Origin of the sequence: Xanthomonas nasturtii, from assembly GCF_023337365.3 — a bacterium.
GTDB lineage: Bacteria > Pseudomonadota > Gammaproteobacteria > Xanthomonadales > Xanthomonadaceae > Xanthomonas > Xanthomonas nasturtii.
Map to the genome: position 1 here is coordinate 2,621,821 of NZ_CP142084.2, position 23,837 is coordinate 2,645,657.

Annotated in this window: 21 protein-coding genes, 1 other RNA gene and 2 pseudogenes; 13 read left to right on the forward strand and 11 right to left on the reverse strand. The window is 65.2% G+C overall.

The features are described from left to right. Nucleotides 1–151: 151 nt before the first annotated feature. Nucleotides 152–643 (reverse strand): hypothetical protein, encoded by a 492-nt coding sequence (locus M3O59_RS11495; protein ID WP_064633391.1) that lies wholly within the window; start codon nt 641–643, stop codon nt 152–154. A gap of 177 nt (nt 644–820) precedes the next feature. On the opposite strand from M3O59_RS11495, the gene cysS reads away from it, so the two are divergent. From cysS to M3O59_RS11510, 3 genes are all read left to right on the forward strand, one after another. Then, entirely contained in the window at nt 821–2,236 is a 1,416-nt protein-coding gene (gene cysS / locus M3O59_RS11500; protein ID WP_249045083.1) for a cysteine--tRNA ligase, read from the forward strand. A gap of 807 nt (nt 2,237–3,043) precedes the next feature. Further along, entirely contained in the window at nt 3,044–3,481 is a 438-nt protein-coding gene (locus tag M3O59_RS11505) for a SufE family protein (protein WP_064633387.1), read from the forward strand. Further along, on the forward strand, nt 3,478–4,728 hold the full coding sequence (locus M3O59_RS11510) for an MFS transporter (RefSeq protein WP_064633385.1): 1,251 nt from the start codon (nt 3,478–3,480) through the stop codon (nt 4,726–4,728). Before M3O59_RS11505 ends, M3O59_RS11510 begins: the two co-directional genes overlap by 4 nt. 139 nt (nt 4,729–4,867) lie before the next feature. Here the strand turns inward: M3O59_RS11510 and dksA are convergent, their stop codons facing one another. Further along, nucleotides 4,868–5,893 (reverse strand): RNA polymerase-binding protein DksA, encoded by a 1,026-nt coding sequence (gene dksA / locus M3O59_RS11515; RefSeq protein ID WP_249046871.1) that lies wholly within the window; start codon nt 5,891–5,893, stop codon nt 4,868–4,870. 84 nt (nt 5,894–5,977) lie between these two features. Here dksA and yidD point away from each other — a divergent pair, with 84 nt between their 5' ends. The 6 genes from yidD to eutC all read left to right on the forward strand — a co-directional run bounded on the left by yidD (nt 5,978) and on the right by eutC (nt 12,409). Then, nucleotides 5,978–6,277, forward strand: coding sequence for a membrane protein insertion efficiency factor YidD (yidD, locus tag M3O59_RS11520; RefSeq protein ID WP_082925806.1), 300 nt, complete (start codon nt 5,978–5,980; stop codon nt 6,275–6,277). Then, the gene (locus tag M3O59_RS11525) at nt 6,274–7,623 is read left to right on the forward strand and encodes a dihydroorotase (RefSeq protein WP_249046872.1); all 1,350 of its coding nucleotides are present in this window, start codon (nt 6,274–6,276) and stop codon (nt 7,621–7,623) included. The genes yidD and M3O59_RS11525 overlap by 4 nt, the downstream gene beginning before the upstream one ends. Continuing rightward, nucleotides 7,623–8,462 carry a M23 family metallopeptidase gene (locus M3O59_RS11530; RefSeq protein WP_249045087.1) on the forward strand — a complete coding sequence of 280 codons (840 nt, stop codon included), beginning with the start codon at nt 7,623–7,625 and terminating at the stop codon, nt 8,460–8,462. The genes M3O59_RS11525 and M3O59_RS11530 overlap by 1 nt, the downstream gene beginning before the upstream one ends. A gap of 358 nt (nt 8,463–8,820) precedes the next feature. After that, entirely contained in the window at nt 8,821–10,185 is a 1,365-nt protein-coding gene (gene eat, locus M3O59_RS11535; RefSeq protein WP_064633374.1) for an ethanolamine permease, read from the forward strand. After that, complete coding sequence (locus M3O59_RS11540) at nt 10,182–11,591, forward strand: ethanolamine ammonia-lyase subunit EutB (protein WP_249045088.1); 1,410 nt, start codon at nt 10,182–10,184, stop codon at nt 11,589–11,591. Before eat ends, M3O59_RS11540 begins: the two co-directional genes overlap by 4 nt. Beyond that, entirely contained in the window at nt 11,588–12,409 is an 822-nt protein-coding gene (gene eutC, locus M3O59_RS11545) for an ethanolamine ammonia-lyase subunit EutC (RefSeq protein ID WP_249046873.1), read from the forward strand. The genes M3O59_RS11540 and eutC overlap by 4 nt, the downstream gene beginning before the upstream one ends. Nucleotides 12,410–12,578: 169 nt before the next feature. Here eutC and M3O59_RS11550 read toward each other — a convergent pair. From M3O59_RS11550 to M3O59_RS11560, 3 genes are all read right to left on the reverse strand, one after another. Continuing rightward, a non-coding RNA gene (locus M3O59_RS11550) (sX9 sRNA) lies at nt 12,579–12,654 on the reverse strand. A gap of 64 nt (nt 12,655–12,718) precedes the next feature. After that, a complete protein-coding gene (locus tag M3O59_RS11555) occupies nt 12,719–13,009 on the reverse strand; it encodes a hypothetical protein (protein WP_064633367.1) in 291 nt (96 codons plus the stop codon). Between the two features lie 352 nt (nt 13,010–13,361). Beyond that, nucleotides 13,362–13,865: a pyridoxamine 5'-phosphate oxidase family protein gene (locus M3O59_RS11560; protein ID WP_181920433.1), complete on the reverse strand. Its 504-nt coding sequence runs from the start codon at nt 13,863–13,865 to the stop codon at nt 13,362–13,364. Between the two features lie 297 nt (nt 13,866–14,162). Between M3O59_RS11560 and M3O59_RS11565 the strand changes: the two are divergent. The 3 genes and pseudogenes from M3O59_RS11565 to M3O59_RS11575 all read left to right on the forward strand — a co-directional run bounded on the left by M3O59_RS11565 (nt 14,163) and on the right by M3O59_RS11575 (nt 17,583). Continuing rightward, nucleotides 14,163–15,301 (forward strand): annotated as a pseudogene (locus M3O59_RS11565) (putative acyl-CoA thioester hydrolase). 261 nt (nt 15,302–15,562) lie between these two features. Then, nucleotides 15,563–15,736: a hypothetical protein gene (locus tag M3O59_RS11570; RefSeq protein ID WP_181920434.1), complete on the forward strand. Its 174-nt coding sequence runs from the start codon at nt 15,563–15,565 to the stop codon at nt 15,734–15,736. A 176-nt stretch (nt 15,737–15,912) separates the two neighbouring features. Continuing rightward, nucleotides 15,913–17,583, forward strand: a complete 1,671-nt coding sequence (locus M3O59_RS11575) for a diffusible signal factor-reguated family 28 glycoside hydrolase (RefSeq protein WP_064633362.1) — start codon at nt 15,913–15,915, stop codon at nt 17,581–17,583. A gap of 66 nt (nt 17,584–17,649) precedes the next feature. Here the strand turns inward: M3O59_RS11575 and M3O59_RS11580 are convergent, their stop codons facing one another. The 6 genes and pseudogenes from M3O59_RS11580 to efp form a co-directional block, all read right to left on the reverse strand. Further along, the gene (locus tag M3O59_RS11580) at nt 17,650–18,339 is read right to left on the reverse strand and encodes an isoprenoid biosynthesis enzyme family protein (RefSeq protein WP_064633360.1); all 690 of its coding nucleotides are present in this window, start codon (nt 18,337–18,339) and stop codon (nt 17,650–17,652) included. A gap of 28 nt (nt 18,340–18,367) precedes the next feature. After that, nucleotides 18,368–19,033, reverse strand: coding sequence for a phosphoglycolate phosphatase (locus tag M3O59_RS11585; RefSeq protein WP_249045089.1), 666 nt, complete (start codon nt 19,031–19,033; stop codon nt 18,368–18,370). Between the two features lie 112 nt (nt 19,034–19,145). Next, on the reverse strand, nt 19,146–19,865 hold the full coding sequence (ubiG, locus tag M3O59_RS11590; RefSeq protein WP_116904941.1) for a bifunctional 2-polyprenyl-6-hydroxyphenol methylase/3-demethylubiquinol 3-O-methyltransferase UbiG: 720 nt from the start codon (nt 19,863–19,865) through the stop codon (nt 19,146–19,148). A 30-nt stretch (nt 19,866–19,895) separates the two neighbouring features. Further along, complete coding sequence (locus M3O59_RS11595; RefSeq protein ID WP_116904942.1) at nt 19,896–21,233, reverse strand: TRZ/ATZ family hydrolase; 1,338 nt, start codon at nt 21,231–21,233, stop codon at nt 19,896–19,898. Next, nucleotides 21,230–22,100, reverse strand: a pseudogene (locus tag M3O59_RS11600) (PA3715 family protein). The gene M3O59_RS11595 and the pseudogene M3O59_RS11600 overlap by 4 nt, the downstream one beginning before the upstream one ends. A gap of 5 nt (nt 22,101–22,105) precedes the next feature. Beyond that, nucleotides 22,106–22,672, reverse strand: a complete 567-nt coding sequence (gene efp / locus M3O59_RS11605; protein WP_064633353.1) for an elongation factor P — start codon at nt 22,670–22,672, stop codon at nt 22,106–22,108. Between the two features lie 101 nt (nt 22,673–22,773). Between efp and epmB the strand changes: the two genes are divergently transcribed. Further along, nucleotides 22,774–23,802 (forward strand): EF-P beta-lysylation protein EpmB, encoded by a 1,029-nt coding sequence (epmB, locus tag M3O59_RS11610; RefSeq protein ID WP_116904944.1) that lies wholly within the window; start codon nt 22,774–22,776, stop codon nt 23,800–23,802. The last annotated feature ends 35 nt before the right edge of the window (nt 23,803–23,837 follow it).

A 23,837-nucleotide genomic window follows, 5' to 3' on the forward strand; every position in this document is an offset into this window, starting at 1 on the left:
CACCCAGCGAACATGTGGGATTCCGGTCGGCGGGCACGCGAGGTCATGCCGGAGGCCATCCGGGCGGCGCTGGTGTCGTGCTGAAAGGCGTTTGCTTGCATAGGGCGCGAATCCTCGCACGCATGCGGGTGCGGCGCAACCGCCGTGCGTGTCAGCGCGGCGGTGCGACAATGGCGTCGGGAATGTACGGGGTCACCGAGACCCGGATGCGCAGCCGGTTGCCCGGATCTTCCGGCAACCGCGAACGGTATTTGGTGCCCTTGTAGACATAGTCCACGTCGAAGGCGATCGGCCGCCGGAACTCGCGTGGTACCTCCACCACCTTGCAATTGCGGCGCGTACTGGTCGGCGGAACTGCCGCCGGCGCGGCGGGTTCGGGGCGACGCGAAAACATCTCCTTGACCGAATCCACCATGCGGTTGATGCGGCCCTCATCGTCGGCCAGCGCAACGGCAGGCACGGTCTGCTCGGCCTCGCACTGTTCTTCGATACGGGTCGCGCGCAGGGTCTGGTAGACCGGCTCGACGTTGAGCACCTGCGCGTAGTCCAGCTTCACGTTCTCGATCACCACCACCCGGTTCTTGGGATCGGGCTCTGCCGCATGCACCGGAATTGCCTGCCAGGCAAACGCACACAGCAGCATGAAGAACAGGGAAGGTCGCATCAGTACCAGGAGGGCGCAGCCAGTCAATACGTAAGTGTATGGAGCTTGCGGCAGCCTGGGCTGAACGCAGCCCATCCGGTTGCCATCGCGTGGCTAGCGATTCGCCATCGCGCCGCAACGGGCTAGAATCGCGCGGTTATCCTTTTTTAGATGCCGATGAGCCTGCGCCTGCACAACAATCTGACGCGGCGGGTCGAGCCGTTCGCGCCGCTCGATCCGTCCAGCCCCACGCTGTATGTGTGCGGCCCCACCGTCTACAACTACGCGCATATCGGCAACGCCCGTGGCCCGGTGGTGTTCGACGTACTGGCCGCGCTGCTGCGGCGCCGCTACGGGGCGCTGCGCTACGCACGCAACATCACCGACGTGGACGACAAGATCAACGCCGCCGCGCAGGCACAGGGCGTGCCGATCTCCACGATCACCGACCGCTTTGCCGCGATCTACCGGCAGGACATGGCCGCGCTCGGCGTGGCGCCGCCAGACATCGAACCGGAGGCCACCGCACATATACCGCAGATCGTGGCGATGATCGAACAGTTGATCGCCAGTGGACATGCCTACGCCGCCGAAGGCCACGTGCTGTTTGCGGTCGCCAGCTTCGAGGGCTACGGCAAGCTGTCGCGCCGCGACCCGGACGAAATGCTGGCCGGCGCGCGCGTGGACGTGGCGCCTTACAAGCGCGACCCCGGCGACTTCGTGCTGTGGAAGCCCTCCAGCGACGACCTGCCCGGCTGGGACTCGCCCTGGGGCCGTGGCCGCCCCGGCTGGCATATCGAATGCTCGGCGATGGCCGCCGCGCACCTGGGCCCGACCATCGACATCCATGCCGGTGGCGTGGACCTGCAGTTCCCGCATCACGAAAACGAGATTGCGCAGAGCGAGTGTGCCCACGGCGGGGCGACGTTTGCGCGCGTCTGGCTGCACAACGGCATGCTCAATTTCAGCGGCGCGAAGATGAGCAAGTCGCTGGGCAACATCGAAACCGTGCACGACCTCATTGCCAGACACCCGCCCGAAGCGCTGCGTCTTGCGTTGCTGAGCGCGCATTACCGGCAGCCGCTGGATTGGTCCGAGGCGTTGATCGAGGATCAGGTCAAGCGGCTGGATGGCTTGTACGGGACATTGCGGGGCCTGCAAGCGATCGAAGCGGAGCCTGCGATTCCGCAGCCGATAGAAGACGCGCTCGACGACGATCTCAACACGCCTCTGGCGCTTGCGGTGCTGGCAAAGCTTGCGAAGGATGCGAACCGGGCGCTGCTTGAACTGGCGCCCGCCGGTGGCCAGACCGATGCATCCAGCACGGAGCGTCTTGCCGCATTGCAACGTGTCAAGGCCGAACTACTGGGTGCGGGGCTGGCCCTGGGGCTGCTGCAGCAGGACCCGTCCGCCTGGTTCTCGCGCGGCACCGATGCCGGCGACGATGCGCGCATCACCGCGCTGGTCGAAGAACGCAGCGCCGCGAAAAAAGCCAAGGATTTCGCCCGCGCCGACGCCATCCGCACCCAGCTGGCCGACGAAGGCATCGTGCTCGAAGACACTCCGCAAGGCGTACGCTGGAAGCGCGCATGACCCTGCCTTCTCCCACCGGGAGAAGGTGGCGCGCAGCGCCGGATGAGGGTACGGGCGAAGCCACGTGTATCGATTTTTCAGAGATGAGCGAAGCACCCGCAGCGAATTCCAGCGGGCTTCGCACGTACCCTCACCCCAACCCCTCTCCCGGCGGGAGAGGGGCTGGTTCATGGCAATGCCCGATCCCACGACGCACTCCTTTGACGTACTTATTTTTGAAACCGCACGTGCATACCCCTCTTTGCGACGCACACGCCTGTCCCTTCTCCCACCGGGAGAAGGTGGCGCGCAGCGCCGGATGAGGGTACGGGCGACGCCGCATGTATCGATTTTTCAGAGATGAGCGAAGCACCCGCACCGAATTCCAGCGGGCTTCGCACGTACCCTCACCCCAACTCCTCTCCCGGCAGGAGAGGGGCTGGTTCATGGCAATGCCCGATCCCACGACGCACTCCTTTGACGTACTTATTTTTGAAACCGCACCTGCATACCCCTCTTTCCGACGCACACGCCTGTCACTTCTCCCACCGGGAGAAGGTGGCGCGCAGCGCCGGATGAGGGTACGGGCGACGCCACGTGTATCGATTTTTCAGAGATGAGCGAAGCACCAGCAGCGAATTCCAGAGCGAATTCCAGCGGGCTTCGTCCATACCATCACCCCGCTCCGCGCCCCGGCCCGTGCTGGCGGCGCGGGCGCTCCAACGCACGCACGCCAGTGGCGCGCAGACCGCGCCTTCTCCCCAATGGGAGCTGCGCACCCTTCCGGTTTCGCCGGCAGGGCTATCACCGAACGACTCTGGATTTTTAATGACCACCTCTCCCTTCCCGCTCGAACCCACTGCCCTCCAAGCGCAGGCCACCATCGCCGAGGAGTTCTCCTTCTTCGGCGACTGGTCCGAGCGCTACCAGTACCTGATCGACCTGGGCCGCAAACTGCCCACCTTCCCCGAACAGTGGAAGACCGAAGAACACCGCCTGCACGGCTGCCAGTCGATGGTATGGATCGTGCCGGAGGGCAGTGCCGAGCGGCTGGACTTCCATGCCGTCAGCGATTCGGCCATCGTCTCCGGGCTCATCTATCTGGCATTGCGCGTGTATTCCGGGCGTAGCGCGCAGGAGATTCTGGCCACCGAGCCGGACTACATCGCCGGCATTGGGTTGGCCAAGCACCTGTCGCCGACCCGCAGCAACGGCGTGGCCGCGATGCTGGCCTTTATCCGCGACACCGCGCGCGCCCAGCAGTGAGCACGCCCGCCCCATCGCCTGCCGATTCGCTGCGCACGCTGTTCGCCCATCCAGGGTTTGGCCTGGTGCTGCTGTACCGCGTGGCGGCGATGCTGTCGTACCAGATCGTCGCGGTCACGGTCGGTTGGCATATCTACGAAATCACCGGCAACCCGCTCTCGCTGGGGTTGATCGGTCTGGCCGAAATCCTGCCGTTCTTCTGCATCGCCCCGTTTGCCGGCTACCTGGTCGATCACCTGCCGCGTCGCCGGCTGGGCATGGTCGCGGTGCTGGGCCTGGTGGCGACCGCACTGCTGCTGTTGGCGATCACGCAAGGCTGGCTGCCGGTCAACGGCGTGTGGCCGATCTATGCCGCCATTGCGCTGACCGGCGCGGCGCGTTCGTTCCTGTCGCCGGTCTACAACGCCTTGTTCGCACGTGCACTGCCGCGCGAAGCGTTCGCGCGCGGTGCCAGCATCGGCAGCGTCACCTTCCAGGCCGGCATGGTGATCGGCCCGGCGCTGGGCGGCGTGCTGGTCGGCTGGGGCGGCAAGGGCCTGTCCTACGGCGTGGCCGCCAGCGTGGCGATGCTGGCGATCCTGGCATTGGCGCTGTTGCGCGTCAGCGAGCCGGTCAGCGAAGGCCCACGTGCGCCGATCTTCCGCAGCATCGCCGAAGGCGCGCAGTTCGTGCTGTCCAACCAGATCATGCTCGGCGCAATGGCGCTGGACATGTTCTCGGTGTTGCTGGGCGGCGCGGTGTCGATGCTGCCGGCCTTCATCCACGACATCCTGCATTACGGCCCGGAAGGCCTGGGCATCCTGCGTGGCGCGCCTGCGCTGGGCTCGATCGTGGTCGGCGTATGGCTGGCGCGGCACCCGCTGCAGCGCAATGCCGGGCGCGTGCTGTTGCTGTCGGTGGCAGGGTTCGGGCTATGCACCATCGCCTTCGGGCTGTCGCGCCATTTCTGGCTGTCGGCGGCGATCCTGCTGGTGTACGGGATGTGCGACGGAGTGTCGGTGGTGGTGCGTCAGACCATCCTGCAGCTGGCCACGCCCGATGCGATGCGCGGCCGGGTGTCGTCGATCAACGGCATCTTCATCGGCTCGTCCAACGAGCTGGGCGCGTTCTACGACGGGGTGATGGCGCGCCTGGTCGGCCTGGTGCCGGCGGTGGTGATCGGCGGCTGCGTCACGCTGGGCGTGGTCGCCACCACAGCGTGGAAGGCGCCGAAGCTACGCAAGCTGGATCTGCGCGACTTGCAATGACGTGCGCAATGCTGATGTGCCGGTAGCGAACGCAGCCGGCATCGCTATTGCCTTGACGCATCAAAAACCCCGCACATGGCGGGGTTTTTTTAGTCGACCAATGAGGCTTCGACGCTTGCTGAACGATCAATCCTGACGATCAATCGCCCTGCTGCTTCTGCAGATGCTCCCAACGCTCCTGGGCGTCGATGGTGCGCTCGGCGGTCAGACGCGCTTCCAGGCGGTCCAGGCCGATCTCTTCGCCGGTGTCCACGCAATAGCCGTAGTCGCCATCTTCAAGACGCTTGAGCGTGCTGTCGATCTTGGAGATCAGCTTGCGTGCACGGTCGCGGGCTCGCAGTTCCAGCGAGTTCTCGGTCTCGCGGGTGGCACGCTCGGCTTCGTCGCCGATATCGCGCACTTCTTCGCGCAGGTTCTCGATGGTCTGCTTGGATTCCTCGACCATCTCGTTGCGCCACCGCTGCAGACGCTGACGGAAGTACTCCTGCTGCAGCTTGCTCATGTACTCCTCGTCCGCGGCAGGCTTGTAGCCCTGCGGCAGGATCGGGCGACCGGTGGTCTCGTCGATCTTGTAGTCGACCACTTTGTACTTGGTCTTGGGCGTCGGGCTGGACGACTTGGCAGTCACGGCCACGGCCACCTTACCGACCGGACGGGTCGCGGCGGGCTTGGCGGGGGCTTCGGTTTTGGTTGGTGTTTTTGCTGAAGATTTCGAAACGGGCACGGGATTCTTAACTGACGGGGTCGCAGGCTTTGCCGGCTTCGCAGGGACGGCCTTGGGGGCCGGTGCGGGCGCGGGCTTTTCAGCCTTGACCGGGACTGACTTGGCCGGAGCCGGCTTGGTGGCCGGCTTCGGTACGGACTTGGGCGCCACCGGCGTGGCGGCCGGTTTAGCGGCAGCCGGAGCTGCCTTGTTCGCCGCCGGCTTGGCAGCAGGCTTGGCGACGGGTTTCACTGGCTTGGGGGCTGCGGACGCGGTGGTCTTGGAGGCCGGCGCCGGCTTGGCAGCGGCCTTTGCCGCAGGTGCCTTCTTGGCAGCCGGCTGCTTGGTCGCCGGTTTGGAGGCCGGTTTCGCAGCGACAGGCGCCGCTGCCTTTTTCGCAACGGGTTTGGCGGACTTCTTGGCGGCCTCTACGGCCTTTTTTGCAGGTTTTTTAGCAGCCACGAAACGCTCATCCTTGGTTCCCCCGGGGCCCGGGAAAGCGGGCCTTTATAACGTACCCCGCGGACCTCCGGCAACCACCCATTAATGCAAGTGGCATATCATTGGCAAGTGATCTCACGCCTGCTCATCGCGCTGCTGCGCTTCTACAAGCTGTTCATCAGCCCCTTGCTCGGGCCGCGCTGCCGTTTTGCGCCAAGCTGCTCGGAGTACGCGATGACCGCCATCGGCCGCTTCGGCCCGCTGCGCGGAAGTTGGCTTGCCGCATGCAGGCTCGGCCGCTGCCACCCCTTCCACCCCGGCGGGTTCGATCCGGTGCCCGATGCGCCTGCATCCGCCTCCCCGCCCCCGTCTTCTTCCTGTCGCTGCAAAGGACCCCATCCATGAGCCGAACCGTCATCGTCAATGCCCGCCTGGTCAATGAAGGCAAGGAGTTCGACGCCGATCTCCTGATCGAGGGTGGCCGCATCGCCAAGATCGACAGCAAGATCACCCCCGCTCCCGGCGATACCGTGGTGGACGCTGCCGGACGCTGGGTGCTGCCCGGCATGATCGACGACCAGGTGCACTTCCGTGAGCCCGGACTGACCCACAAGGGCGATATCGCGACCGAATCCGGCGCTGCCGTGGCTGGCGGCCTGACCAGCTTCATGGACATGCCCAACACCAATCCGCCGACCCTGGATGCGGCTGCGCTGCAGCCCAAGTACGACGCTGCTGCCGGGCGCGCCTGGGCCAACTATGGCTTCTACATGGGCGCCAGCAACGACAACCTGGCTCACATCCAGTCGCTGGACCCCAAGACCGCGCCGGGCATCAAGGTGTTCATGGGCGCCTCCACCGGCAACATGCTGGTCGATAACCCGCAGACGCTGGACGCGATCTTCCGCGACGCGCCCACGCCGATCATCACCCACTGCGAAGACACCCCGACCATCGATGCGACGATGGCGCAGTACAAAGAGAAATACGGCGATGCGCTGACCCCGGAGATGCACCCGGACATCCGTTCGCGGCAGGCCTGTCTGAAATCCTCGCAGCTGGCCGTGTCGCTGGCGCGCAAGCACAACACCCGCCTGCATGTGCTGCACATCTCCACCGCCGACGAGCTGTCGCTGTTCGACGCCGGCCCGCTGGTCGATGCCGACGGCAAGCTGCGCAAGCGCATCACTGCCGAGACCTGCATCCATTTCCTGCGCTTCGACCGCAGCGACTACGCGCGGCTGGGCAACCTGATCAAGTGCAACCCCGCGATCAAGGACCCCGAGGACCGCCTAGCGCTGATCGAGGCGTTGGCCGAAGACGTCATCGACGTGCTCGCCACCGACCACGCGCCGCACACCTGGGAAGAAAAGCAGAAGCCCTATGCGCAGGCACCCTCGGGCCTGCCGCTGGTGCAGTACGCGCTGGTCGCGGCACTGGAGCTGGTGCACGAAGGCAAGCTGCCGATCACCCGCATCGTGCAGAAGTTCGCGCATGCGCCTGCGCAATTGTTCGACGTGGAAGAGCGCGGCTTCCTGCGCGAAGGCTATTTCGCCGACCTGGTGATGATCGACAACACCCCGTTCACCGTGAAGCGCGAGCAGGTGCTGTCCAAGTGCGGCTGGTCACCCTTCGAAGGCACCACCTTCCGCTCGCGCATTGCCGCAACCTGGGTCAACGGCCAGCAGGTGTGGGACGGCGAGCAGCTGGTCGGCAGCGCTGGCGGCCAGCGCCTGACCTTCGACCGCTGATGCGCGCAGCCCTGTTTGGTGCATGGCTGGCGTTGGTGCCGGCCTTGTTGAATGCGGCGTCAGTCCAGGCGCAGGCCACCAGCGAGGCTGGCGTGGTGTTCCCCGCCAGCGCCTCGCAGGGGGAGATGGTGATCGGCAAAGTGCCGGCCGGCAGCACGGTGCAGTACGCAGGGCGCACATTGCGCGTGAGCGGCTACGGCAGCGTGGTATTCGGCATCGGCCGCGACGCCGCAGGCCCGTTGCAGGTGCAGGTCACCCTACCCGACGGCACGCAGCGCAGCGTCCGCATCGCGGTGACACCGCGCGACTGGCCGACCGAACACGTCAATGGCGTGCCGCCCAAGACAGTGAACCCGCCTGCGGCGATTGCCGAGCGCATCAAGCGCGAGCAGGCACAGGTCACCGCGGCGCGCGACCGTGACGATGCGCGCACTGATTTCGCCCAGCCCTTCATCTGGCCGGTGCAGGGCCGCATCAGCGGGCGCTTCGGCAATGCGCGCGTCTACAACGGCCAGCCCGGTGCGGGCCATTCGGGCATGGACATCGCCGTGCCCACCGGCACACCGGTGAAAGCACCCGCCGCCGGCGTGGTGACGTTCGCGGCGCCGGATCTGTATCTGACTGGCGGCACGGTGCTGCTGGATCATGGCTTCGGGGTGAGTTCCAACTTTCTGCATCTGTCGCGCATTGACGTCAAGGTGGGCGATCGGGTGGAGCAGGGTCAGGTGATTGCGGCAGTGGGCGCGACCGGACGTGCGACCGGGCCGCATCTGCATTGGGGGATGAATTGGTTCGACGTGCGGATCGATCCACTGCTGGTGCTTGAGCGCGGGAAATAGTTTTTTGGGTGGTTTCCTTCTCCCGTCGGGAGAAGGTGCCCCGAAGGGGCGGATGAAGGTACGGGCGAAGCCTCATGGAGTTGCGAACGCAACTCGGCTTCGCCCCGTACCCTCACCCCAACCCCTCTCCCGGGGGAGAGGGGCTCTGGCTGTGTCGACCTGAGCGTTGACAGGCTTGGAACACTGCAGATACCCGGTCAGCCGCCACCTACCCGTCGTGCTCGTGTTCGTCAACGGGCTTTGGGATATAACCGGAGCGACCGTCGAATGTCGTTGCAGGCGAACGCTCGGCTGCTGACGGTTGGTCCGTCGCCTTGGTGCCGGGCGTGCTTCATCTCCCCTCCCCCGATTGCAGGAGATGTGCGACATGCGCAACGAGCAACTCAAACCGACCCTGGGCACCTGGCAACTGTGGGGAATCGCCGTGGGCCTGGTGATCTCCGGCGAGTATTTCGGCTGGAGTTACGGCTGGGGCACCGCCGGCACGCTCGGCTTTCTGGTGACCACGTTGCTGGTCGCAGCGATGTACACCTGCTTCATCTTCAGCTTTACCGAATTGACCACCGCCATCCCCAATGCGGGCGGGCCGTTCGCCTACAGCCTGCGCGCGTTCGGCACCTATGGCGGCATGCTCGCGGGCCTGGCCACGTTGATCGAATTCGTGTTCGCACCGCCCGCCATCGCGATGGCCATCGGCGCCTATCTGAATGTGCAATACCCCACGCTTGACCCGCGCGTCGCAGCCATCGGCGCGTATGTGATCTTCATGAGCTTGAACATTGTCGGCGTGGCGATCGCGGCCACCTTCGAGCTGATCGTCACCTTGCTGGCGGTGATCGAACTGCTGGTGTTCATGGGCGTGGTGGCCCCGGGTTTCAGCGTGGCGCGTTTCGCTGCCAATGGCTGGGCCGGCAGCGATGTGTTCGGGCCGGCCGCCATTTCCGGCATCTTTGCGGCCATTCCGTTTGCGATCTGGTTCTTCCTGGCGATCGAAGGCGCCGCGATGGCAGCCGAAGAAGCCAAGGACCCCAAGCGCACGATCCCGCGCGCCTACATCGCCGGCATTCTCACCTTGGTGGTGCTGGCACTGGGGGTGATGGTGTTTGCCGGTGGCGTTGGCGACTGGCGCCAACTCTCCAACATCAACGACCCACTGCCGCAGGCGATGAAGGCGGTGGTCGGCAATAGCTCCACCTGGTTGCACATGCTGGTGTGGATCGGCTTGTTCGGCCTGGTGGCAAGTTTCCACGGCATCATCCTGGGCTACTCGCGGCAGTTCTTCGCGCTGGCACGCGCCGGGTTCCTGCCGCATGGGCTGGCCAAGCTGTCGCGTTTTCGCACGCCGCATCGCGCCATTCTGGCCGGCGGCGTCATCGGTATCGCCGCGATCTGCAGCGACAGTGTGGTCAAGATCCAGGGCATGTCGCTGACCGCAGCGATGATCACCATGTCGGTGTTCGGCGCGATCGTGATGTATCTGATGAGCATGCTCAGCCTGTTCAAGTTGCGCCGCGCCGAACCGGGGTTGGAGCGCAGTTTCCGCGCGCCGGGTTACCCGGTGGTACCGGCCATCGCGCTGCTGCTGGCACTGGTGTGCCTGGTGGCCATGGTGTGGTTCAACCCGATCGTGGCGTTGATCTTCCTGGGCCTGCTGCTGTTCGGCGCGGCGTGTTGCGTACTCAGCCTGCGCACGCAACACACGCCTGCGACCAGCGCCAGATGAGCGGCTTTGCCTTCACCGCGGGCGGTGAGCGATTTCAGTTCGCCGATCTGAAACAGCTGCTGGCCAAGGCGACGCCGGCACGTTCGGGCGACCAATTGGCCGGGCTTGCCGCCGACTCCGGCCTGCAGCGCGTGGCCGCGCAGATGGCGCTTGCCGATCTGCCGCTGCGGCATTTCCTGCAGGAAGCGGTGGTGCCCTACGAAGCGGACGAAGTGACGCGCCTGATCATCGACCAGCACGACGACAGTGCGTTTGCCGCTGTGGCGCACCTCACCGTGGGCGGCTTTCGCGATTGGCTACTGAGTGCGCAGGCCGATGAAGCCGCATTGGCCGCATTGGCACCCGGATTGACGCCGGAGATGGTGGCGGCGGTATCCAAGTTGATGCGCGTGCAGGACCTGATCCTGGTGGCGCAGAAGAGCCGCGTGGTCACGCGCTTTCGCAATACGCTGGGCTTGCGTGGGCGCCTGTCCACACGCCTGCAACCCAACCACCCCACCGACGATGCCACCGGCATTGCCGCCAGCGTGGTAGATGGTCTGTTGTACGGCAACGGCGATGCGGTGATCGGCATCAACCCGGCCAGCGACAGTCTGGCTGCAACCACCGCCCTGTTGCGCATGCTCGATGCGGTGATCACCGGCTATCAGATCCCGACGCAATCGTGCGTGCTTGCGCACATCACCACCACCATCGACGCCATCAACCGCGGCGTGCCGGTGGATCTGGTGTTTCAGTCCATCGCCGGCACCGAAGCGGCCAATGCCAGCTTCGGCATCAACCTGGCCTTGCTGCAGGAAGGCTATGACGCGGGTGTGTCGCTGCGCCGCGGCAGCGTGGGCGACAACGTGATGTATTTCGAAACCGGCCAGGGCAGCGCGCTGTCGGCCAATGCGCACCACGGCGTGGACCAACAGACCTGCGAGGTGCGCGCGTATGCCGTGGCGCGCCACTACAAACCGCTGCTGGTGAACACCGTGGTCGGCTTTATCGGCCCGGAATATCTCTACGACGGCAAGCAGATCATCCGTGCCGGGCTGGAGGATCATTTCTGCGGCAAATTGCTCGGCGTGCCGATGGGCTGCGACATCTGCTACACCAACCATGCCGAGGCCGATCAGGACGACATGGACACGTTGCTTACCCTGCTCGGCACAGCCGGCATCAATTTCATCATGGGCATTCCCGGCTCTGACGATGTGATGCTGAACTACCAGACCACCTCGTTTCACGATGCGCTGTTTGCACGCCAGGCACTCGGTCTGCGCGCCGCGCCCGAGTTCGAGCAGTGGCTGGAACAGCACGACATCCTGCGGCTGCACGATGGTCGCTTCGAACTTGGCAGCGAAGTACCGCCGCCGTTCCGGCGCGCATTGGCGCAGGCCAGCGGCGGCGCTGCGCCATGAGCGTGCCAACCAAACCGTCGCGCGATGCCTGGGCGCACCTGCGCCAGCTCACCCCGGCGCGCATCGCGTTGGGCCGCGTGGGCACCAGCCTGCCCACGGGCGCGCACCTGGATTTCCAGCTGGCGCATGCGCAGGCCAGCGACGCGGTGCATCTGGCATTCGACCCGGCACCGCTGCAGGCCGAACTGGAGCAACGCGGGCGCAGCAGCATCCTGCTGCAAAGCGCTGCGGTGGATCGTCATACGTATCTGCAGCGGCCCGATCTGGGACGGCGTCTGGCCGAAGACGCCGCCACGCAGCTGCGCGGCCTCACCGCCGTGCACGGCGGCGGACAGGACGTTGCGGTGGTGGTTGCCGATGGACTTTCCGCGCTGGCGGTTCATCGGCATGCCGCGCGCATGCTCGAGCATATCGATGCCCTGGCCGCGCAGGAAAACTGGTCACTGGCGCCAGTGGTGCTGGTGGCGCAAGGCCGGGTGGCGATCGGCGATGAAATCGGCGAGCTGCTCAATGCACGCGCGGTGATCGTCCTGATCGGGGAGCGCCCGGGCTTGAGTTCGCCGGACAGCTTGGGCCTGTATCTCACCTACACGCCACGTCTCGGCCTGACAGATGCTGCGCGCAACTGCATTTCCAATATCCGCGCCGAAGGATTGAGCTACGCGGAGGCGACCCACAAGCTGGCGTACCTATTGCGCGAGGCATTCCGCCGCCAGCTTTCCGGCGTGCAGCTCAAGGATGAAGCCGAACAACCTGTCTTGCTGTCGGCAGGGCCTGCAGACGCTGCACCGCGCACCTTCCTGTTGCCGGACACCTGATTCAGCGGCTTGTGGGCTCGAACCCTATCCTGGGTTGGACTGGCCGACTGCAGTGACCGATCTCCCGAGAAGGCGACCTCCCCAGGCAAACGCAAAAGCCGCCGCAACCTCTGCCAGCTTGGAGCGGCTAAAGACGTTCGCAACGCGCCACGCATGAACAACAGAGACTGGCCAACAAATGGAGCGACCAGCCGCCAGATGGGCGTGGACGGCGCGCCTGGAACCGGAGTGTACGCGCGGTACCTGCCGGTTCGGGGCGCCGACCGCGCCTGCCCGGCGGCTGCGCCGTAGTCTTGTTCGCTGCTCTGGTTACTTCAGCGCGCCATCCTGCGGATTACTCGCGGCATAGGTGCTGGTCTGCAACTCGTTGTCATGCGGATGGCGCAGGGCATTACGCACCTCATCGGGAAGTTGGTCCACATCCAGCATCACCTTGCCCGAGTGCACATCGCGCACCACTGACGCCGGCAGCACAAAGTCGCCGCCATTTTCGATATTGATGACCAGTTCTGCGCCGTCGTTGCGGATGTCGCGGACCGCGCCCACGCCGACTTCGCCATCGCGCAAAAACACCATCTGGCCGATTTCGATCTGTTGCATGTTGAATCTCCTGAGGTGGCACCGCCGCTTGCGCACGTGCCGATGGCAAATCATCGCGCAGCGACGCGTTGGCAGGCGGTGAAGCGCAGATCACTGCGGCGTAGGCGCGTGCGGCAACGCGCAGTCGGCACGCGGCCCTGCAGCTAGGCAACACGCTCGACCGTCCAATTACGACGAATCAAACGCATCCAGCCGGTGGATAGGACGTTGTCACCCCATGCGCGGTACCGCCAATCAGAACTCGTGCGGCCCGGCTTTATCCGTCATCCACGCGCTTCCCGGCAGCGCTCAAGTACCGCACGCACACGCGCCCCTTGAAGGCCGCGTGTGCGTGCAGGCCAGGCCAGGCACCTCAGCGCAGCGGGACGTCCGCCACCTTGTCCTGGTAATCCTTCTTGGGGTCCACACCGAACAGCACCTTGATCCCGGCAAGCAGGCTTGACCCATTGAGCCAGATCTGTGCGTGGTCGGCATCCAGGCGCAGCAGCGCCAGTTTCGGGTCATCCTTGCCGCCTTCGTACCAGGCAGCGACGTACGGATTCCACAACCGCTCGACCACGGCCGGGTCGGTATCTTCACGCAAGGAACCGCTGATGCTGGCGAACAGATCGTGGCCCTTGCTGCTGAAGGCGCCGATGACACGGCGGCCCTGCCCCAGCATCGCGATCAACGCGTTGTCCTTGGAGGTGAAGAACCAGATCGGGCCACCACTGTCGCCTTCGATCTGCGCGGTCATCGGACGCGCGTGGCCGTCTTCGACGCCATCCAGCCCCAGCATCACGGTGCGATCGGATTTGAGCGCCTTCCAGAATTTTTCCTGCAACTCTTTGGGGTCTGCCATTTCGATTCCTGACATGCGTTGTACGCGGGTAAGCCAGTCTGGGAGGCTGCGTGCCCACGGCATGTGAGGACATGTGCTGCTTGCAAACACAGTTGCGTCGACCGTTGTTGCACTTGCGCTGCATTGCCCGGCAACCGGAAACGGCCGACCACCTTATTGCAAGCGCCTGTCTGGCAACTGCGCAGAAGGTTTCTGCGTCGCTACTGACCTGCCTGGCATCTGCCGCGTAGTGCGTTTGCGCACGCATCCCTTTTGAGAGAGTGCCGCCACATGTCTGCATCGCATCTTCGTACGACCTGCATCGCCGCTGCATTGCTGGGCCTTGTCAGCGCAAGTGCACTGGCATTGACCGGCACTGCCACGCGACCACAACTCACCAGCAGCGAAGCAAGCACTTACACGATCGCCAAGGCCTTGGCCAAGGCCGGGCCGATCGCCGCGCTGGTGACCGACAACTGGAACCCCACTGCAGGGCTCGCCTTGCTCAGCGCCGACTACGCAGTCGCTGCCGACAGTTCCACCCGCTATCGCAGCGTGCAAGCGGCCATCGATGCGGCCGTCGCCGCAGGCGGCACGACGCGTCGCTATATCAGCCTCAAGGCGGGCACCTACACCGAGCTGGTCTGCGTGCCGAGCAATGGGCCACCGCTGACGCTGTTCGGGCTGGGCGCAGGAAATGGCGACACCATCATCCGCTTCAACAACGCCAACCCCACCCCCAAGCCGGCCGGTACCGCAAGCCATGCGTGCGCCAGCAATGCATCGGCGACCACGGTGGGCACCTCCAACAGCGCAACGCTCACGGTGCGCGCGGCAAACTTCGAGGCGCGCCACTTGCGCGTGGACAACAACTCTATCGAAGGCACTTATGCCGGCAACAATCAATCCGCGGTGGCGCTGGCAGTGCGCGGCGACAGGGCCAACTTCGAAGATGTCGTGATCACCGGCAACCAGGACACCTTGCTGATCAGCGCGACCAATGCGGCCAATGTGATTCGCGCATAGTTCAAGAGCAGCACCATCGAAGGCGATGTCGATTTCATCTTCGGGTCCGGTATCGGCGTGTTCGATCGTGCCACCATCCGCTCCACCGGCGTACGCCTGGGCAGCAGCCGCGGCGGCTACATCTTTGCGCCGAGCACACGCCCTGGCAGTAGTTACGGCTTTCTGGCGATCAACAGCAGCTTCACCAGCGTCTCCGGCTCTCTGGACAACAACACCTAGCTTGGGCGTGCCCGGGACGAAGGCGTCAGCGGTCTGAGCGCCTACGTCAACGGCACCTCGCCCAATGGCCAGGTAACGGTGCGCGACTCAAGCCTGGGCAGCCATATCCGCAGGCCGCCCTCTGGGATGCGTCCACGGCCAGCCGCCCATATTGCAGCAGCAACTGCCGCAATTCGGCGAACCGTTTTTACGAGTACACCAACAGCGGTACCGGCGCGGCCAACTAACGCGGTGCAGTGCAGCGATGGCGTAGCAAGCCGGGTGTGAACCGCGCTTGCTGCATGGAATGCCTTACATGGAAAGCCATCTCTGCAATGGTCTCGTGTGTTTCACAGGACGCGAATAATGAATTGCTCGTTCGCGCATGTAGTCGTTCGCTGACAACGCACGACAACATGCGCGCACTGCGCGACCGCGCCAGCTTGCAACGACCGTAGTGATGCGCACGCATCGCACCACGTGCGCATCCGGTTGACTGCACACCAGGCGTGGCTTCCTACGTCAAGATTTTTTCAACGCCAGGTCATCCAGCCCTGTTCCCGCCGCAGACGGCATGCGATTCGATCCGGCGCACAGTTCGCTACCGCCAGCAGTTGCAGCACGCCGGAACACGGCAGATTGCCTGCACTGCCTTCGGCACTGCGGTGCTGATTTCGCGCTGACGCAATCGAACTTCGGCATGGCGCGCCACGCTTGCATCCCGCTATCGCCGATCGACACAGCACCGCCGAGACCACGCATGTGCAGGGCGCATATATTCGCAGCGCAGCGTACAGGCCGCATCTGGTTGTGCTCGTTGATCTGGCGCGCCTGCCACATTTCACCGGAGCATCTGCCCATGCCGTCCCATCGTTTCGTTCCCACCGTTGCGCCACTGACCCTTGCCCTGCTCGGCCTGACCACGTTTGACGCCAGCGCGGCGCGACCGCACGGGCAGGATGCACCCGATACCGCGCACAGCATTTCCACCAGCTGGGGGGTGATTCAGCAGCCCGCATTGCCGACCCAGGTGTGCGCCACGCTCAAGGCTGCGCTGAGGCCGGTGGGTGGCTCGGTGGATACGCTCGACCAGAACCCGGCGCAGTCCAAGCGCGATACCGCACGCTTGCAGGCGGCCATCGACGATTGCCCTGCCGGCAGCGCAGTGCGCCTGGTCCGCGGCGACGCCGGAGAGTCCGGATTGTTGACCGGTCCGCTGACCATCAAAAGCGGTGTCACGCTGTGGATCGATCGTGGCGTAACCTTGTTCGGCTCGCGCAATCCGCTCGATTACGACAACGGCCTGGGCACCTGCGGCACCGCCACCAGCGACAAGGCAAAGTCGTGCAACCCGTTGATCCACGTTGCCGATACCGCAAACAGCGCCATTGTCGGTGCGGGCAAGATCGATGGACGCGGCGGCAGCACGCTGACCGCCGGTCCCAATGCCGGCACGGCCAGCTGGTGGGATCTGGCCTATCTCAACGTCAGCAAAGGTTTGAGCCAACACGTGCCGCGGCTGCTGCAGATCGACGACAGCAGCGACTTCACGCTGTACGACATCACCCTGGAAAACTCGCCCAACTTCCACGTCATCAGCGACAACGTGGTCGGCCTGACCGCTTGGGGCATCAAGATTCTGGCACCCAGCCTGGTCTATTCGCGGCCCGGTTACCGTTGCCCGGCCGGCAGCACGCCCGACGTCAATCCGCATGCGACCTGCTTCACGCCGGAAACCGCCAAGAACACCGATGGCTTCGACCCCGGCCAGTCGAAGAATGTCCTGCTGGCGTATTCTTACATCGGCACCGGCGACGACGGCGTTGCGATCAAGGCGCATGCCAACAGCAAGCGCAGCATCGCCTCGGAAAACATGCTGTTCGCCTACAACCAGTTCTATTACACGCACGGCTTTTCGCTCGGCAGCGAAACCGACTCGGGCATGCGCCATATCGCTGTGCGCGGGCTGAGCATCGACGGCTTCAATGCCAACGATGTGCAGCGAGATCCCTATTCGGCCAATGGGCTGCGCATCAAGTCCGACGCCTCACGCGGCGGCCAGGTGTACGACATCAGTTTCGACCACATCTGCATGCGCGGAGTTGCGCGCCCGCTGGTCTTCGACGCCAATTACGCCAATGCGGCAATACGCGACAAGATCCCGCAGTTCCACGGCATCTCGCTCAGCAACGTGCATTCGCTGGGTTCGACCACCCTGGGCGGCGGCGAATTGAGTTTCTACGGATACCGCGATGCCAGCACCACCAGGCCGATCACCATCTCGCTGGACAATGTCGTGCTGGAAGGTGGCAAGGTCAGCTTCGCGCAACCGCATTTCGGTGGGCCTGCGAGCAACCCGGGCGCGGTGCATTTCACCTTCAAGGGCGGCCCGGTGAGCTTTTACGACCAGCTGACCGAATCGGTGCCCAACGATGTGCAACTGCAGGGCAAGCCCGGCCCCGGCGCGCCGTTGCAATGCAATGACGCCTTCATTGCCTATCACTCGGTGCTGGCGGATTCGCCGATCTGAGTACAGCCGACTGAGTCACCGCTTGTATAACCGCGCAGACGGGCGCAGCTGGCATACCGGCTGCGCTCAGTCCGTGCCGCTTGCCGCGCGCCAGCTATGCCACAGCTGCTGCACCGGCGGCGGATACGCGGCCTTGCCGCTCAGCTCGCGCTGCAGCCGCAACCGTGCCAGACGCGACCACACCCGATGCGGTCGCGCCAACGCGACTTTGCGCGGCCACGCATGCAGCAACTGCGTGCGCCAGGCGGCCGTGGCGACGCCACCGGGGGCTGCACTGTCGCCGGCCACGCGTTGACGTGCATCCAGCCATTGCACTGCCACCGCCGTGGCATCACCGGGCCGCGTGCGTCCAAACAGCGCCGCTTCCACCGCAACCACGGCCTCGGCAAACGTGCGCAAGGTGTCCAGCGCGTGCTGCAGCGATTGCGGCTGCGCGCGCGCGGCCTGCATCGCCGGCAAGGTGTCGGCCAGCTGTGCCCATGGCGCACGCACCGGCTCCAGCACACGCCCCAGCGGATGCCGCGAGCGTTGGTTCGACCAGTCGCGCAGTTCCTGCTGCCACCACGCCAGCTTGGCATCGGCCGGCAACGGGTCGCCGGCGATGTTCATGATGTCTTCCCATTCCTGCAGCAAGGCAAACCACGCGGCAGCCAGCGGGCGTTGCGGTTGCGGAATAAAAGGCTCGGCAACCGACCATTCCGGCCAGCGCGTGCGCCATTTGTCGAGAAAACTGTCGAGAGCGCTGGATTGGCTCATGGCGGGTCCAGAAAAAAACGAGGAAAGGTCAGATCTGCGGCCACGTTGCCGGGTTCCAAAGCGCCTGCGGCTGTTCAACCAGCACGTCGGCCTGCCAGCGCGCGGGCACGTCGTCGGCCAGACGATAGCCCCACAACACCGCCACCGATGGCATCGCCGCCGCGCGCGCGGCAAGGATGTCGCGCTCATCGTCGCCGACGTAGACGCATTGCGCAGGCGCAATGCCGATGCGTTCGGCAGCCGCCAGCAACGGCAACGGGTGCGGCTTGCGCTCGGCCAGCGTATCGCCGCCGATCAACACCGCGCAGCGCTGTTCCCAGCCCAGTTGCGGCAGGATCAGCCGCGCCAGACATTCGGGCTTGTTGGTGACGATCCCCCACGCGCAACCGGCGCGCTCCAGCCGCAGCAGCAGTTCTTCGACACCCTCGAACAGCTGCGACTGCGTGCCGATCAAGGCTTCATAACGGCGCAGAAACTCAGGTACCAAGGCATCGCGCGCATCAGGATCGAGTTCGGAAAACGCAACCGCCAGCATCGCGCGCGACCCTTTCGATACCACGGGGCGCAGCTGATCCAACGCGATCGGCACACGCCCCCGCGCGGTCAGCATCGCGTTGACGGTCGCCAGCATGTCCGGCGCGCTGTCCAGCAAGGTGCCATCCAGATCGAACAACACCGCCCGCGGAAACGTCACAGCCGCACCTGCGTCTTGTCGTTGCGTGCCCTTATCTGAAACTGGGGATGCATCGGATGTCACCAAAGCCCACCTCTGCTGTTGCGATTCCCGAATCCCGATTCCCGATTCGTCACGGCTTGACCGCATAGGCCAGGTAATTCACTTCCGTACGCGATGACAGGCGCGCACGATTGCGCCACGGCTCGTACAGCATGCCGCTGACGTCTTCCAGCTGCAGCTCGGCGCTGCGCAACCACGCGGCAAGTTCCGCCGGCTTGATGAAATCCTTGTAGTGATGGGTGCCCTTGGGCAGCAGCCGCGCGATGTATTCGGCACCCACCACGGCCAGCGCGAATGCGGCCGGGGTGCGATTGAGCGTGGACAGGAACAGCTTGCCGCCCGGCTTGAGCAGGCTGGCGCAGGCGCGGATGATCGCGGTCGGGTCCGGCACGTGCTCGAGCATTTCCATGCAGGTCACCGCATCGAAACTGCCCGGCTGTTCGGCAGCCAGGTCTTCCACCGATTGCACGCGATAGTCGACCTGCACACCCGATTCCAGGCTGTGCAGGCGCGCCACCTTGACCAGCTCCGGTGCCAGGTCGATCGCGGTCACCTGCGCGCCCAGGCGCGCCATCGACTCGCTGAGCAGGCCGCCGCCGCAGCCGACATCGAGCATCCGCGCACCGGCCAGGTCCAGCCGCGCGGACACATAGTCCAGACGCACCGGATTGAGCGCATGCAGCGGCTTCTGCGGGCCGTCGGCATCCCACCAGCGGTTGGCCAGCGCGGCGAACTTATCCAGCTCGCTCTGATGGAAATTACCGGACGTGGAGTGAGTATTCGAATTCATGCGGAGGCTCCGTGATGCGGTGACGCGCGCTCAGGCGCGGACGGTGCGGATGCGTTCGCGCCACTGCCGCGCGTTGGCGACCAGGGCGGCGGTATCCATGTCGATCAGCTCGCGCTGCACCAGCTTGGGCTTGCCGGCGATCCACACATCGGTGACCTGATGGCGGCCGGCCGAGTAGATCAGCTGCGACAGCACATGATGCAGCGGTTGGGTTTCCAGTGCGGCCAGATCCACGCAGATCAGGTCGGCCTGCTTGCCGATTTCGATCGAGCCGATGGTGTCGCCGAAGCCCAATGCGCGCGCGCCGCCCAGGGTGGCCGCGCGCAAGGTGGTGGCCGCGTCCAGCGCGGTGGCATCGTTGGCCACGGCCTTGGCCAGGATCGCGGCGGTGCGGTTCTCGCTGAACATGTCCAGGTCGTTGTTGCTGGCACAGCCGTCGGTGCCGATGGCCAGGTTCACGCCGGCACGCTGCAGCGCGCACGCCGGGCAGAAACCCGAGGCCAGCTTGAGATTGGATTCGGGGCAGTGCACCACGCTGACGCCACGTTCGGCACACAGATGGATTTCCGCCTCGGTGAGCTGGGTCATGTGCACCGCGATCAGACGGTCGTTGACCAGGCCCAGGCGATCCAGCCGCGCCAGCGGGCGCTGGCCGTATTGCTTGATCGAATCTGCCACTTCCTGCGCGGTTTCGTGTGTATGCAGATGCACCGCAATGTCGAGCTGGTCGGCCAGCATGCGCACGCGTTCGAAGTTGGCATCGTTCACGGTGTACGGCGCATGCGGCGCGAACGCCGTGCTGATCAACGGATCGTCGCGCCATTGGTCGTGCAGCTCACCGGCCCGCGCAAAGTACTCGTCGTCCGACGATGCCCAGGCGGTGGGGAAATCGATGATCACCGCGCCGACCAGCGCACGGAAACCGTGCTGCTTGTACACCGCCGCCTGCACATCGGCGAAGAAGTAGTTCTCGTTGACGCAGGTGGTGCCGCCGCGCAGCATTTCGGCGATCGCCAGCGTGGTGCCGTCGGCGACGAACTCCGGCCCGATCACCGCCGCTTCCACCGGCCAGATGTGCTGCTGCAGCCACACCATCAGCGGCAGATCGTCGGCAATGCCGCGCAGCAGCGTCATCGGGTTGTGCGTATGCGCGTTGACCAAGCCCGGCATGAGTGCCGCCTCCGGGCGCGAGACGGTCTGCTTCGGCGCAAACCGTGCGCGTGCTTCGGCAACCGGCAGGATCGCCACGATGGCGCCATCGCTCACCGCCACGGCGTGGTCTTCCAGTACCACCGCATGCGGTTCGATCGGCACCACGTAACCGGCTTCGATCAACAGGTCGCACGTCTCGGGAGGGGCATTGGTCATGAGCGGATCCAAAAAAGGTTATTTATCGAACGGCCAGCCGGTTTCGCCACCGGCCACAGGCACATAGCGTTTGCCGTCGTAGCGCAGCACCTGGCGGACGCGACGGGTACGTTCGGTATCGGTGTCGCTGCCCGGCGCGGTCTCCGTGGTGACGACGTTGGCGGCCAGCACAATATCTGCATGGCCGGCATGTGCCTGCGATGCCATGCCCACAACCACCTTGGCGGTTTCAGTGACCACGCCGCCCTTCCCCAAACTACACGGCTCGCCTTTTACACGTTGCCACGCATGGAGATCGCGTTGCAGCACCGGGCGCAAGCTGCGCCCCTCGCGCATCAGCAAGGTCAATGCCTGATTGCTGTAAAAATCCGGGCAGCTGGGCCCACGCGCAGCGCTATGTACCACCACGCCGACCGCGCGCACGCCCTTGGCCAGGTCGTAGCGCGCGGTATCCAGACGCAAACTGTCTGCATCCAGTTCGAAGGCGGCATCCTCACCCATGTCCTGCGCGTAGAACGCCAGCACCTTGCCGCTGGAGGCATCGAGCATGGCCACGCGCAGTTCCAGCTGGCGCTCGCCAGGGGCCGTGCCGGCGTCGTCAGAAAACGCAATCGCCGCCAGCCGGATCGCCGGATCGTACGGCCACGGCTTGCAGGTCTGTGCCACCGCACGCTCGACCGGCACCGCAGCTGCAACGCCGCCGACCACGCCGGCCGTTGCAATGCCCGCAACGGCCGCCACGTCACCCGCCTCGCAGGTTGCGCCTGCCGATTGCGCAAACGCCGGGCACGCTGCGAGCGCCGCCCACAGCCCCACCAGGACACCGGCACTGCGTACCGCTCGAACAGACAGGCGTCCCTGGCGCATCCGGCTTACTTGACGCGCGCCGAGTACTCGCCCGAGCGGGTGTCGACCTTGATGATTTCGTCCTGGTTGACGAACAACGGCACGCGCACCACCGCGCCGGTTTCCAGCGTGGCCGGCTTGCCGCCACCGCCGGAGGTATCGCCGCGTACGCCCGGGTCGGTTTCGGTGATCTTGAGCTCGACGAAGTTCGGCGGCTGCACCCAGATCGGGCTGCCGTTCCACAGCGTCACGATGCAATCTTCCTCGCCCTTGAGCCACTTGTCGGCGCCGCCCATGCCGGCCTTGTCGGTCTGCACCTGCTCGAAGGTTTCCGGGTCCATGAAGTGCCAGTACTCGCCATCGCTGTACAGATAGCGCATATCGGTATCGACCACGTCGGCCACTTCCACATCGTCGGTCGCCTTCATGGTCATTTCGACCACGCGCCCGGATTTGATGAAGCGGTACTTCATGCGGGTGAAGGCCTGGCCCTTGCCCGGCTTGACGTATTCGGTCTCGGTGATGACCGCCGGCTCGTTGTTGACCAGGATCTTCATGCCGTTCTTGACGTCGTTCATGCCAACAGTGGCCATGGTGCAGCTCCTCGATAAGACCACGACCCGCCACATGGAGGCAGGTCGGATTAGAATGGGGCGCCCGCCATAACCGGCGGGGATTGGTTTTGTGACCGCACATGATAACCGCAGCCCCCCTCGCCTTACAGCCATCTCCGCCCCCTGCCCTGCAGCCCTCGCGCTGGCAGCAGCAGTGGCGCGACGCCGTGCGCGACCCGCGCGTACTGCTGGCGCTGCTGGGCCTGGATGCGCAGGCTGCGGCAATCAGCGATGCCGCCGCTGCACAGTTTCCGTTGCGGGTGCCGCGCGCGTTCGTGGCGCGGATGCGCCGTGGCGACCTGCACGACCCGTTGCTGCGTCAGGTGCTGCCGCTGGATGCGGAACTGCAGCCGGTGCCGGGCTTCGGGCTGGACGCGGTGGGCGATGCCGCCGCCAGGACCGCCGCCGGGGTGATCCAGAAATACCGCGGCCGCGCCCTGCTGATCGCCACCGGCAGCTGTGCGGTGCATTGCCGCTACTGCTTCCGCCGGCACTTCCCGTATGCAGAAGAAACCGCTGCGCGCGATGGCTGGCGCGAGGCGGTGGCCGCGATCGCGGCCGACCCCGGCATCGACGAAGTGCTGCTCTCCGGTGGCGACCCGCTCTCGCTGGCCACGCCCAAGCTGGCTGAACTCACCGACGCGCTGGCAGCGATCCCGCATCTCAAACGCCTGCGCATCCACAGCCGCCTGCCGATCGTGCTGCCCGAGCGGGTGGATGCGCTGCTGCTGGCCTGGCTGCGCAGCCTGCCCTGGCCGGTGGCCTTCGTGCTGCATGCCAACCATGCCAACGAATTCGACGCCGCCGTGGACGCAGCCATGCACGCGCTACGCGACACCGGGGCGCACCTGCTCAACCAGGCCGTGCTGCTGCGCGGCGTCAACGACAGCGTGGACGCACTGGCGGCATTGAGCGAGCGCAGCTTTGCTGCCGGCGTGCTGCCGTATTACCTGCATCAGCTCGACCGCGTGGCCGGCGTGGCGCATTTCGAAGTGGTCGATGCCCGCGCACGCGCCCTGCATACCGAACTGGCCACACGCCTGTCCGGCTATCTGGTCCCACGCCTGGTGCGCGAAATCCCCGGCGATACCGGCAAGCGGCCGCTGTAATCGTCACCGCCATCGGCGCTCACGTGCACTGTAGG

Excerpts from the sequence above, each read along its gene's own strand:
- eutC (WP_249046873.1), top strand. The coding sequence starts at position 11,588 with ATGAGCGTGCCAACCAAACCGTCGCGCGATGCCTGGGCGCACCTGCGC.
- M3O59_RS11555 (WP_064633367.1), bottom strand. The coding sequence starts at position 13,009 with ATGCAACAGATCGAAATCGGCCAGATGGTGTTTTTGCGCGATGGCGAA.
- eat (WP_064633374.1), top strand. The coding sequence starts at position 8,821 with ATGTGCGACATGCGCAACGAGCAACTCAAACCGACCCTGGGCACCTGG.
- M3O59_RS11595 (WP_116904942.1), bottom strand. The coding sequence starts at position 21,233 with ATGACCAATGCCCCTCCCGAGACGTGCGACCTGTTGATCGAAGCCGGT.
- efp (WP_064633353.1), bottom strand. The coding sequence starts at position 22,672 with ATGGCCACTGTTGGCATGAACGACGTCAAGAACGGCATGAAGATCCTG.
- M3O59_RS11495 (WP_064633391.1), bottom strand. The coding sequence starts at position 643 with ATGCTGCTGTGTGCGTTTGCCTGGCAGGCAATTCCGGTGCATGCGGCA.
- yidD (WP_082925806.1), top strand. The coding sequence starts at position 5,978 with ATGCAAGTGGCATATCATTGGCAAGTGATCTCACGCCTGCTCATCGCG.
- M3O59_RS11560 (WP_181920433.1), bottom strand. The coding sequence starts at position 13,865 with ATGTCAGGAATCGAAATGGCAGACCCCAAAGAGTTGCAGGAAAAATTC.
- M3O59_RS11525 (WP_249046872.1), top strand. The coding sequence starts at position 6,274 with ATGAGCCGAACCGTCATCGTCAATGCCCGCCTGGTCAATGAAGGCAAG.
- ubiG (WP_116904941.1), bottom strand. The coding sequence starts at position 19,865 with ATGAATTCGAATACTCACTCCACGTCCGGTAATTTCCATCAGAGCGAG.
- M3O59_RS11575 (WP_064633362.1), top strand. The coding sequence starts at position 15,913 with ATGCCGTCCCATCGTTTCGTTCCCACCGTTGCGCCACTGACCCTTGCC.
- cysS (WP_249045083.1), top strand. The coding sequence starts at position 821 with ATGAGCCTGCGCCTGCACAACAATCTGACGCGGCGGGTCGAGCCGTTC.
- M3O59_RS11540 (WP_249045088.1), top strand. The coding sequence starts at position 10,182 with ATGAGCGGCTTTGCCTTCACCGCGGGCGGTGAGCGATTTCAGTTCGCC.
- epmB (WP_116904944.1), top strand. The coding sequence starts at position 22,774 with ATGATAACCGCAGCCCCCCTCGCCTTACAGCCATCTCCGCCCCCTGCC.
- M3O59_RS11530 (WP_249045087.1), top strand. The coding sequence starts at position 7,623 with ATGCGCGCAGCCCTGTTTGGTGCATGGCTGGCGTTGGTGCCGGCCTTG.
- M3O59_RS11580 (WP_064633360.1), bottom strand. The coding sequence starts at position 18,339 with ATGAGCCAATCCAGCGCTCTCGACAGTTTTCTCGACAAATGGCGCACG.
- M3O59_RS11505 (WP_064633387.1), top strand. The coding sequence starts at position 3,044 with ATGACCACCTCTCCCTTCCCGCTCGAACCCACTGCCCTCCAAGCGCAG.